This is a genomic window from Chroococcidiopsis sp. (genome assembly GCF_051657925.1).
Taxonomy (GTDB): Bacteria; Cyanobacteriota; Cyanobacteriia; order Cyanobacteriales; family Chroococcidiopsidaceae; genus Chroococcidiopsis.
On record NZ_JBOFLP010000199.1, the window covers coordinates 1 to 10,127 of the forward strand.

Annotated in this window: 11 protein-coding genes; 2 read left to right on the forward strand and 9 right to left on the reverse strand. The window is 41.7% G+C overall.

The annotated features are described in order from the left end of the window. Positions 1–212: DUF3531 family protein (locus ACRC32_RS15790; RefSeq protein ID WP_438554862.1), on the reverse strand; the 212-nt coding region annotated here is incomplete at its 3' end. A gap of 125 nt (positions 213–337) precedes the next feature. Further along, positions 338–1,243: a Sll0314/Alr1548 family TPR repeat-containing protein gene (locus ACRC32_RS15795; RefSeq protein ID WP_438554871.1), complete on the reverse strand. Its 906-nt coding sequence runs from the start codon at positions 1,241–1,243 to the stop codon at positions 338–340. A 253-nt stretch (positions 1,244–1,496) separates the two neighbouring features. On the opposite strand from ACRC32_RS15795, the gene ACRC32_RS15800 reads away from it, so the two are divergent. Together ACRC32_RS15800 and rsmG are read left to right on the forward strand one after the other, a co-directional pair. Further along, positions 1,497–2,156, forward strand: coding sequence for an ABC transporter ATP-binding protein (locus ACRC32_RS15800; RefSeq protein WP_192153448.1), 660 nt, complete (start codon positions 1,497–1,499; stop codon positions 2,154–2,156). 116 nt (positions 2,157–2,272) lie between these two features. Then, complete coding sequence (rsmG, locus tag ACRC32_RS15805) at positions 2,273–2,983, forward strand: 16S rRNA (guanine(527)-N(7))-methyltransferase RsmG (protein ID WP_438554863.1); 711 nt, start codon at positions 2,273–2,275, stop codon at positions 2,981–2,983. 88 nt (positions 2,984–3,071) lie between these two features. On the opposite strand, the gene ACRC32_RS15810 is transcribed toward rsmG, so the two are convergent. The 7 genes from ACRC32_RS15810 to ACRC32_RS15840 all read right to left on the reverse strand — a co-directional run. After that, the gene (locus ACRC32_RS15810; protein ID WP_438554864.1) at positions 3,072–5,516 is read right to left on the reverse strand and encodes a hypothetical protein; all 2,445 of its coding nucleotides are present in this window, start codon (positions 5,514–5,516) and stop codon (positions 3,072–3,074) included. A 133-nt stretch (positions 5,517–5,649) separates the two neighbouring features. Further along, a complete protein-coding gene (locus ACRC32_RS15815) occupies positions 5,650–6,360 on the reverse strand; it encodes a class I SAM-dependent methyltransferase (RefSeq protein WP_438554865.1) in 711 nt (236 codons plus the stop codon). A gap of 4 nt (positions 6,361–6,364) precedes the next feature. Further along, complete coding sequence (locus ACRC32_RS15820) at positions 6,365–7,372, reverse strand: glycosyltransferase (RefSeq protein WP_438554866.1); 1,008 nt, start codon at positions 7,370–7,372, stop codon at positions 6,365–6,367. 93 nt (positions 7,373–7,465) lie between these two features. Next, positions 7,466–7,678, reverse strand: coding sequence for a hypothetical protein (locus tag ACRC32_RS15825; RefSeq protein WP_438554867.1), 213 nt, complete (start codon positions 7,676–7,678; stop codon positions 7,466–7,468). Then, positions 7,679–8,413, reverse strand: a complete 735-nt coding sequence (locus tag ACRC32_RS15830; RefSeq protein WP_438554868.1) for a superoxide dismutase — start codon at positions 8,411–8,413, stop codon at positions 7,679–7,681. Between the two features lie 286 nt (positions 8,414–8,699). After that, entirely contained in the window at positions 8,700–9,881 is a 1,182-nt protein-coding gene (locus ACRC32_RS15835) for an aldo/keto reductase (RefSeq protein WP_438554869.1), read from the reverse strand. Between the two features lie 36 nt (positions 9,882–9,917). Then, positions 9,918–10,127, reverse strand: a 210-nt coding sequence (locus ACRC32_RS15840; protein WP_438554870.1) for a ribose-5-phosphate isomerase A, incomplete at its 5' end; no start/stop codon positions are given.

Consider the following 10,127-nt stretch of genomic DNA (forward strand, 5'->3'; position numbering starts at 1 on the left):
GCCTGCTGCGTGTCATATTCCATGTAGCTGAGATCTAATCCTTCTTCTTGAACTTGTAAATTTTCGGCATTGAATCCACCTAATTTTCCTAGATAAAACCAGGATTGAAATACCTCCTCAACATACTGCTTTTCCATTGGGGCAGGTACGTTACTAAACTCGATCCAAAACCAGAGATCAAAGGGATTAAATTCGCGAAATTGAACTTGCATCGTTAAGGGGTTAGGGAGAGGGACAAGGGAGGCAAGGGGAAGCAGAGGAAACCAGGAGACTAGGAGACTAAGAGAAATAACTGTCAACCAGCAATGACAAATGATAAATGACAAATGACCATTATCTATTTTTGCTGCGCTACTACACTTAGCCGTTGAGCTGCCTTGCGTCTCTCTCGCTCGATTTGTTTGACTAAGTCGGGTGGGAGTTGGGCTTTTTTGGCGATCGCTAAATCGAAATTCTTCACCGATTCCTGTAACATGGCTGCACTCTTTTGTTGATTGCCATAAGTCGAGAGAATTTGTCCTTTAAGATAATACAACTCTGGGTTGCTATTACTTGCTTTCATCGCTCTATCCACAGCTTCTATGGCTTGGGGAAATTTTTTCAAATCTCGATAGCCAACCGCTACACCCCTTTCAGATAAATACTTAGGTCCTGCAAACCTTTGCAAGCGCCCAATTGCTTGTTCTGGGTTGGAAAAGGGCAGATTGACAGATACCATTAAGTCCATGTATCCCCGCAGCAAGTTTAATTCGGGGTCTGTAGAGGAGATAGCTTCAGCTTTGTCCATGTACTCGTAGACTTGCCTTAATTCTGCCAAAGCTTGCGGCGTTCCCTTCACTGTCCCTTCTCGAAACAAAGCAGATGCACCCAATAAAAAATGACCGACTGCTGAGTATAAATTACCGCGCAACGGGTCTGTTGATGTTAGTTGGCGAGCCGTGTCTAATGTCTTTTTGCCATAGTTGCCTAAAGAATTGTAGTCCTCGTTGAGGACGTAAGCAAGGGAAGCTCTCATGGCATAAGCTAAAGGCTCTTGCTGCTCGTTACCTGAAATTGCCTTGAGATAGCGATCTGCTGAAATGTAATCTCCCTGCTCGAACATGGCTCTAAAAGCGGCTTCAGTTTTTTCGCCAATCGGTCTTTGATTCGTAGCGCGAAAGGGATCTTGAGCCAGAGTCGGAGAAATGAGGCAAAGAGTGAGTGTAGTTGAAAGTGCGATCGCACTAAAAATTTGCCCGATCATAGGAGTTAGGGGTTGAGACAAGGAGGACAAGGGGGACAAGGGAGAAGTCACAAGTCGCTCTCTACTGATAACTGATAACTGATAACTGAATTAGACGAATCTCCGGTTGGGAAGTTGCAGCTGCCGATCGGTATCGACATCTGTTTATCAGAATACAGGCAGAATTATACTTGGTATATTTAGCGCTGTATATTTAGCGCTGTATATTTAGCGCTGCCGAATGTCCGTTAACGTTTGTTGGTATGTTTAGCTGATGCTTTATCTGAAAAATCTGACTTATCACCCCCCAGCTAGTTCAACAGCTATTTTAAAATCGATCGACCTAGAGTTAGCACCCCAGCAGTTAGGATTGATTATTGGTCCTAGTGGTTCTGGCAAGAGTACGTTATTAGAAATCTTATCGGGGTTGGTATCGCCAACTGCGGGTAACGTAAGTTGGGGAACGCAAGAATTACAACCAGAAAATTTACAAGAGTTAGCAGGATTGGTATTTCAGTTTCCAGAGCGTCATTTCTGCGGTGGTACAATTTTAGAAGAATTACGCTTGGGACATCCCGAATTAGGTTCGGAACGAGTCAAACAAGCTTTATCAGATGTCGGTTTGGAGAATTTGCCTCTACACACACCACCGCAAGTTCTCAGCGGTGGACAGCAACGCCGCTTGGCTATGTCGGTTCAGTTGATTCGCAAACCCGCACTGCTTTTATTAGACGAGCCTACGGCTGGTTTAGATTGGTCGATGCGCAGGCAGCTAGTTCATTTATTATCCCAACTTAAGCAACAACGGACGCTGTTAGTTGTAACTCACGATGCAGGAGATTTATTGGCGATCGCCGATCGCTGTTGGTCAATTCAGCACGGTGAAATTTATCCTACAGCACCGTTGGCGATCGAACCGCATCAAGTAGTATAAGCGTAAGTCTAGGTAGGGGCGGGTTTTGACCGAAGATTTATAGATAAGGTAGTCAATTCATTTGCTAAACCCGCCCGTACAGAAGTCGGAATCAGCAGAAATAATTTAGATCTTTTATGGAAGAGTTTCATCACTCTATACTGCCGGAAATGCATGAGATTTGGCAGCAAACTCTCAATTGGCAGCCTAGTATCGAACAACAAGCGCAATTTCAGCAGCTTTATGAGGCGATCGTTATTGGTAATCAAAAATTAAATTTGACTCGCATTACTGTACCAGAAGAGTTTTGGGAAAAGCATCTGTGGGACTCTCTGCGGGGGATTGTATCTTTATTGCCAACAAATTCTGTAGGGGCGCACAGCCGTGCGCCCCTACAGAAGATAATTGATATTGGTACGGGTGCTGGTTTTCCTGGAATTCCTGTTGCGATCGCTTTACCTGATGCTGAGGTGACTTTACTCGATTCTACGCAGAAAAAAGTGGCTTTTCTAAATTCTTTAATGACTGAAATGAACCTGCAAAATATTCAAACTTTAATTGGTAGGGCTGAAAGTATCAACAAGCAACCTCAGCATTTTAGCAACTATGACATAGCTTTAGTTAGAGCTGTGGCGGCGGCTGATGTTTGTGCAAATTACGCTTTACCTTTTCTCAAGGCGGAGGGATTAGCTGTTTTATATCGAGGTAACTGGACAAAAGAAGAAGAAACAACTTTAGAAGATACTATAAAAAAATTGAGCGGAAAAATTGAAAAAATTGAAAAATTTACCACTCCTTTAAGCCACGGTACGCGCCATTGCATTTATTTAAGAAAAACTAGTTCTTAACAATTATAAATTGTAGAAATATCCAAACAGAATTTGCCTGCAACAGCTAGAGAAAAAGTAGAGATTTTAAATCTACTTAGACAGATTTTTAGGCTTTCTGACCTTTCTCTTCTTTCACTGGTTGAATTGAAAGTTGCTGAAATCGGATCGATCGCCGCGATTTCCAGTTACCGTACTGTGCTTCGAGTGGCAGCGGTTTAATTTCTAAATTTTCATGCTTCATGGCATATTGCAAGACCTCAAAAAAGGAACTGCGATTTTGATACTTAAATGTAATAGTATTCTGTCCGGCAATTCCTTGAAACTTCAGTTGACGTTGAACGCGATCGCCAACTTTAATCGGAGCAATTCTTTCTATCTGTATGCCATCAATCTCTACAATTATATCTTGAGGGCTAATCGGATTGTCAAAACTATATGTCAACACTAAATCTTGAGGAACAGATAAATAGAAATTCAGTTCTGTTTTTTCTCCTAATCCCCAGCGAAACTTATTCTGTTGTTCATCTTTAGTAATTCCCTCCAATCCAGTTAAATTTAAACTATAGGGCGCACTATTTTGCAGTAAATTTGTCTCAGAACTATCTAATAAAGGTTGAAATTTTAAGCTAGCACCTAAGTCTGAATTAACTTGAAGTCGCCAATTAGTAGATTTAGGAATAAATTCTATTCTGCCACCTGTGGGTGCTTCTGTCACCATTGTTGGCACGCCAAAACGACCGTAAAATTCTTGAGTACAGTCTTTTGTGAGTAAATCTGTATATAAATTAATTCCAGCAAAATCGTTCAGTTTATAAAAATCTGTAAAAAATGACCACTCATCAGAACGGAAACATTTTACTTGTGGAATTGACGTTTTCTTTTGCGTGTCTGGTGCGAGTAATTTATCCCAGCCTGCTGCAATGTAAGGTTCTGCTTGAGATGGGTGTAAGCGTCCGAAATACTGTCCCATAACTTTTTTCTCATGGAATCGTCTTAAGGTAAAAATGCCGCTGTTATGGACATAATAAGGGCAAGGACCAATTCCATTACCACCATGAACGCAGAAGGGAAAATCTAACACTGCTTCCCCTGGCTGCTCCTTGATATAATTCATGTAGGCGTAAAAATTTTCATTTAGTGAAGCGGGTTGGTAGTAAGCTTTATACGAATAGGCAGTGTAAAGTTCAGTACAAGCTAGTAGAACTAATGCAACAGCTAAGAACTTTTTGCCGAAGGAACGCCAATGTTCTAAATTAATTCCTAAAGCAAAAATGCAAAAAATTACGGCATAAACTAGCGTGCTACGTCCGCTAACGCGATTGAAGCTAAACCAAGGAAAGATTTTTAAAGTTGGTAGAAAAGTGGGATGGTAGAGCAGGCAAAATAAGAGAATAATTAGTAAGGGAACAAAGATGCCAATGTGTTTCCTAGCTTGCCACAATCCGACAGTTCCTATTATTAATAAAAACCAACCAGGACTACCATCAAAAAAAGCTTCTGTTGAGTCTAAAAAGAAGTTGGCATAATTCTGTCCTGGGTTGAGGAAAGGAAAAAATGGTATTATTAGTCGCGCTGGATTCGTCCACCAAGCACCATAAAAATCTCCCGTATCGCTTAAACTTTTAGCCGCTTTGCCAATTTGAAGAACCAAAGGTAGATATATATAACTGGCGATCGCAGTTATAGCTAATAAGATTAAACTCGTTTTGGGATGAGTAAAGAAGTCTCTTTTGTAACTTAAAAGTTGTAGTCGTAAGACTTTTTTGATTTTGACTTCTTTTTTAATTAAATATCTCTGAATATTGAGGGCAATAATATAAAGAATAGAAACCGTAAAAGATGTTAATGCATAACCAGCAACATATCCCAAATCTTGACCGAGAGATAAGACGAGCAAACACACCCTAAGTAGAATCAATCTTAGAGATACGTGTTGCCTCATGACCACTCGTTTGACGATGAGAAAGTCAGCAAAAAAACTGAGAATTGTCCAGTGTAAGATTGCATAACCAACGTGTTGAGGATATTTTGCGATCGCGTAAAAGTTAAAAAAAGCAGCAATAAAGCCAGCACCAGCAGCGCGATATAAGCCGTAGTCTTTTCGGAGCAGAAAAAAAGTAAAAACTACCGTGACTACGATTGAAAGTAAATAATAAAGCTGCAACCAAGGACCAGTTTGAAATAGAGAATAAAGTGCAGCGTAAAATAGATCTTTCTCAATTCCCCAAGGCTGAAACACGCTATTGGTTCCGTAGGGATAGAAAGCTTGATTGTTAGTTAAATTTAGGTGAGGTAGGGGAAAAAAATCAAAGTTTTTGGCAAAATAAAAACCTGTATATTCCCACAGGTCTACATATTCCTTATTGACAGTTGAATCTGGATAGCCTGGAAGTCCTGGACCAGTAAATCCTGTTAGCGGGTGGTAAAAATCTTTAATAACTAGAACGCTAAACGCCAGACAAAGGCAAATAAGAATTACAATTTGAGTGGCGACGATCGCGAAACGAATCGTCTTTGGCATCGTTTTATTTTTTACTTTGAAGCTATTCATTTTCAACCCTTTGCTACCAGTCAAAATACCTCAGCGATTAGAAATCGCAGTTACACAGACAAAGCCTACCTCCGCAAGCTAGAATAGTTAGCTCAGACAGACTTAGTTTGTGTAGCCTCAGACTCGTAGTCTATCAGCTCTGTTTTTGCCATATTCCTAAAACAGATTTACCTAAAGAATATTGCAAAATTGGATCGATGTTTCTAGATAAAGGTATCATGACTTTATCCCAAAGTTGTATCTGCTGTTTTGTCGGCGTTTTACTTTTCAACACGAAACGGTTTCCTAATGAGGCAAGTAATCCGATTGAGTCGATATAAATCAGCTGAATACAATTGAGGTTTCTGGGTATCGTGGATGCTAAACTTTGCTTGTTATAGCGTCGATAGTGTCCTATAGCTCGATCGAATGGCGTAAATAGCCATTGATGTGCGGGAGCTAGTACGACTAAGTAACCGCCAGATGATAAATGCTGCGTCACAGTCTTCACTTCTGTGCGATCTTCTTTTATATGCTCCAAAACATCCATGTAGATAATGGTATCAAACCAATCGTTTGAAGCTAAATCTGCTGAGGTTCCCACTCTCGATTTACAACACGCTGGCACTCTACCAACAGAAATTTTTAGATCGATCTTTTCAGTTAAAATTGGATCTGGCTCTAAGCAAATCCACTCTTTTTGATGACCTTTGCAGAGAAATTCAGTGGTTGCGCCTATCCCTGCACCTACTTCTAATACTCTACCTTGCAGATATTTTTGAATTAAATTTCCATAGTAGTTTTTCCAGTTATAAGCTTGAGAGAATAATTCTAATTCCGAGCCAATATAGGAGTAATCTTGCATCGACTTATTTAGACAAAACTTCTCTAGAAAAGACTTCTTTCAACTTAGAAACAAAGTAATAATAGTCTTGACCAAGCATGAATCCATAACTATTCCTAGTATTTAAAATCATTAATGCAAAAACAATCGATAACATGACTGCTTGCATGAGAATCGAGCAAAGAATTCCAACTGCGATCGATGTCCAACCAGGAATTGCTAAACTGGTGAAGAGTTTAATAGATACAATTCCACCTAGAGATATTAGAATCAATAACACAATTACAGATACAGAAATAATCAGTCTCGTACCTACTATATCTGCATAGACGGAAATAGAACTGATTCCGTGCGTTACCAAGGAAACAAAGTTCATTTTAGAGCGTCCGAACAAACGGTTGCTGCGCTTGGTAGCAATTTCAGTGTATGGTATTCTCCCCCGCATAATTCCAGCGGCATAGTGATTCCAAATCTCGGAGATGACCACAATTCTAGATAAAAGTTGATAAGGAATTGCGCTGAAATTTCCTACTTGAATGTGATGTCCGGTTAAGAGTTTGTAAACGATTTTATAAACTAGATAAAAAGCTTTAAAAACATATGTTTCCGATCGCTTAGTTCTTTTGGCAAAAATAACTTTGGCATTGCTTTCTGCTTGGCAGCAATTGATTAGTCTAGGAACATCTTGCGGATTGTCTTCGCCGTCTCCATCCATAACGACAACGACTTTACAGTTTAAGTTTGCTGCAATGTAAGCTAAACCAATAGCGATCGCTCGTTGATGCCCTAAGTTTCTTTTTAGTTCTAAAATCTTGACTTTCTCAATGGCTTTAAAACTAAAAAATTTCAGTTCCGTAGGGGCTGGAGCGATCGAAGCATCGTCTACAATCAAAATATCTGCGCGAATATCTCGGTCTAGAAAAGTTTCATCCAAACTCCAGAGCAACCTTTCCAGTGCCTCCCAATCATTAAACACTGGAATTAGCACGATCGCAGATGGAGAACGATGAAGATCGCTATCGAGCAATGTCATTTTAGTACGAATCCTAAGCTAGACATCTTAGATGAGTAGTTGGCGATCGCGAGTACGATAAATATCCACATCGCACTGAGTTACATATTTGCGTCAGCGGCAAATTTCTGCGTTAATCTTACCACCCCTCAATGACGCAAAACTATTTTTAGGGTTCCAATAAGGGGTGAGGAGTGAGGGGTGAGGAGTGAGGGGTGAGTGTAATGTGGAGAATTGGTAATTGGTAATTGCTGCCTCAGCCTCCCTGTCTTCCTTGTCTCCCTTGTCTCCCTTATCTCCCTTATCTCCCTTATCTCCTACTGCCAATTATGCCGCTTTCGCTGCCATTGCTAAGCGCTGGTTGATTTCCTGCCAGTTGACGACATTCCACCAAGCCTTGAGATATTCGGCGCGGCGATTCCGATACTTGAGATAGTAGGCGTGTTCCCACACATCATTTCCCATAATTGGATAGTTACCTTCCATTAGGGGGCTATCTTGGTTAGCAGTACTGGTAACTTGAAATTTACCGTCAGGAGTGCGCACTAGCCAAGCCCAACCGCTACCAAACCGTTTTTCTCCCGCTTGATTGAATTGCTGTTGAAAGTTAGCAAAGCTACCAAAGTTTTTCTTAATCGCAGAGGCAATTTCTCCTGTTGGTTCTCCGCCCCCTTTCGGACTCATAATTTCCCAAAACATACTATGATTGACATGACCGCCGCCATTGTTGCGGATGGTCATGCGAATATCTTGTGGTAGGCTATCAAGTTTTTGGATGAGTTGTTCGGCAGTTTGACCTTTGAATTTTGGGTATTTGGCGATCGCTGCATTTAAATTTTTTACATATGTCGCGTGATGTCTGTCATGGTGAATTCGCATCGTCTGCGCGTCGATATGCGGTTCTAATGCCTTATAGTCATATGGCAAAGGTGGTAATTTGAAATCTCCACTAGGGTTGGGAGTTTGCGCCCAAGCTGAACTGTGCGAACTATAAGTTTCTATAGCATAAGCACCAGCCGTTGCTCCTAGTAAGAACAGGAAATTACGACGCTTGATAGACATAAGTACTTACCTTTACTGAGTTAATCAAATTTGTTACAGCGATTTTCTGGGAATTGGTAGTTGGTAATTGGTAATTGGTGGTTGGGATTACCTTAGTTTTTAACGTCTCAACAATTAATTTTTGCTGCAACAGTTTTCATATTCTCAGGTTTAAGGTCATTATGCCTATATTATTTCGCTAACCCTTCTACGGGCGGGTTTAGCTGAAATATCTGTCAGTCGTAAAGTCTGTTGGGTGAAACCCGCCCCGACAATTCCCTCACCCCTCACTCCTCACTCCTCACCCCTATTCTTGCGATAGCCGCTTGACTTCTGCACCGCTTAATAGTTTGTGTGCTTCGGCGAGGATAGCGGGAATTTTATCAGCGTGGGGGCTGTTGGTAAGGCACGATCGCAAATCTAATTGCTCGATCTGCTTGGCTTGATTGCCAGGAAACCAATGACCACCATTGCCGAGGAGATTGTACCGCATTTTGGCATATTCTGTGAGGTCGTAGGCGATCGCCAAGTTTCTCAACCATAAGATCGTCGGAATATTGACGTTACCTGGGGTTTCATCGTATCTGGGTAAACCTATCTGCCAAGTTTTTACCCAATCTTCCCCTAAGCTGTCGCAAGCTGCTTGCTCTAATCGCGCCAAAATCGGTGGTAAAATCTCATCTGCCCGATCGAGATATTCTAAAGTTTTGAGGTGTTCGTCAAAATCCTGCGGTTTGGCAGCCCCTAAACTGAGAGTATGCACCTGAGAATGACTCAGACAAAACAAGTCGTTGAACACCATCGGATTGAGGGGAGAACAGAGTTCCACTAGCTTTTGGGGTGGCTTGTAAAGCATTCCACCCTTGTCGGAGGGGCTAATGATAAATACGCCCATATCGTGACGGTTGGCGGCTACAACTGCCTCCCAGTTGGCTTGATTGATATAGTACCAGTGGAGATTAACGTAATCGAATTCGTTTGTGGCGATCGCCTGTGTAATAATTTCAGTTGCGCCGTGGGTAGAAAAACCGATAAATCTCACCTTACCTTGAGCTTGCCACTGCCGCGCTAATTCCAAACATCCACCAGGACGAATGGTTTGATGTAGGGTTTCAGCATTGTTAATGCCGTGGATACCTAGTAAATCGATGTAATCTAGGCGGAGATTGCGTAAAGACTGTTCAAATTTCTGGCGAAACTCGTTGGGATTTTGGCTGGGATTAACTTTCGTTTGGACGATTAAGCGATCGCGATCGTATTTTGGTAGAATCCTTCCTAGTTGCACTTCTGAAGTGCCGTAACCCCTTGCTGTCTCAATGTGATTGATGCCTAGTTCAATTGCCCTCCGAATTGTGGCTTCTAAGTTACCCTGATTGTTCTGCGGAATTGTCCAAGCAGGGACATCTTGCCATCTAAACTGATAGCGCATACCACCACAGGAAAATACGGGCATGGGTATTTCTGTGCGTCCAAATCGTCGGTATTGCATAGACTTTCACGGGCGCACACCTGTGCGCCCCACAAATTACATTTGTCTTACCACAGGTTGACCGTCTTGAACTTCGCCAATCAGGACGAGATCGGTACAGTTGACAAAGATGCCGTTTTCCAGTACGCCAGGAATGTTGTTGAGGGTTTTTTCTAATTCGGCGGGGTTATCGATCGCATCAAACCTAACATCAATCACCATGTTACCTTGGTCGGTGATTACGGGTCCGGCTTTTTTTACGCCCAT

What these genes read in the sequence shown, in the direction of transcription:
- ACRC32_RS15795 (WP_438554871.1), bottom strand. Translation starts at nt 1,243, where the DNA reads ATGATCGGGCAAATTTTTAGTGCGATCGCACTTTCAACTACACTCACT.
- ACRC32_RS15800 (WP_192153448.1), top strand. Translation starts at nt 1,497, where the DNA reads ATGCTTTATCTGAAAAATCTGACTTATCACCCCCCAGCTAGTTCAACA.
- rsmG (WP_438554863.1), top strand. Translation starts at nt 2,273, where the DNA reads ATGGAAGAGTTTCATCACTCTATACTGCCGGAAATGCATGAGATTTGG.
- ACRC32_RS15810 (WP_438554864.1), bottom strand. Translation starts at nt 5,516, where the DNA reads ATGAATAGCTTCAAAGTAAAAAATAAAACGATGCCAAAGACGATTCGT.
- ACRC32_RS15815 (WP_438554865.1), bottom strand. Translation starts at nt 6,360, where the DNA reads ATGCAAGATTACTCCTATATTGGCTCGGAATTAGAATTATTCTCTCAA.
- ACRC32_RS15820 (WP_438554866.1), bottom strand. Translation starts at nt 7,372, where the DNA reads ATGACATTGCTCGATAGCGATCTTCATCGTTCTCCATCTGCGATCGTG.
- ACRC32_RS15830 (WP_438554868.1), bottom strand. Translation starts at nt 8,413, where the DNA reads ATGTCTATCAAGCGTCGTAATTTCCTGTTCTTACTAGGAGCAACGGCT.
- ACRC32_RS15835 (WP_438554869.1), bottom strand. Translation starts at nt 9,881, where the DNA reads ATGCAATACCGACGATTTGGACGCACAGAAATACCCATGCCCGTATTT.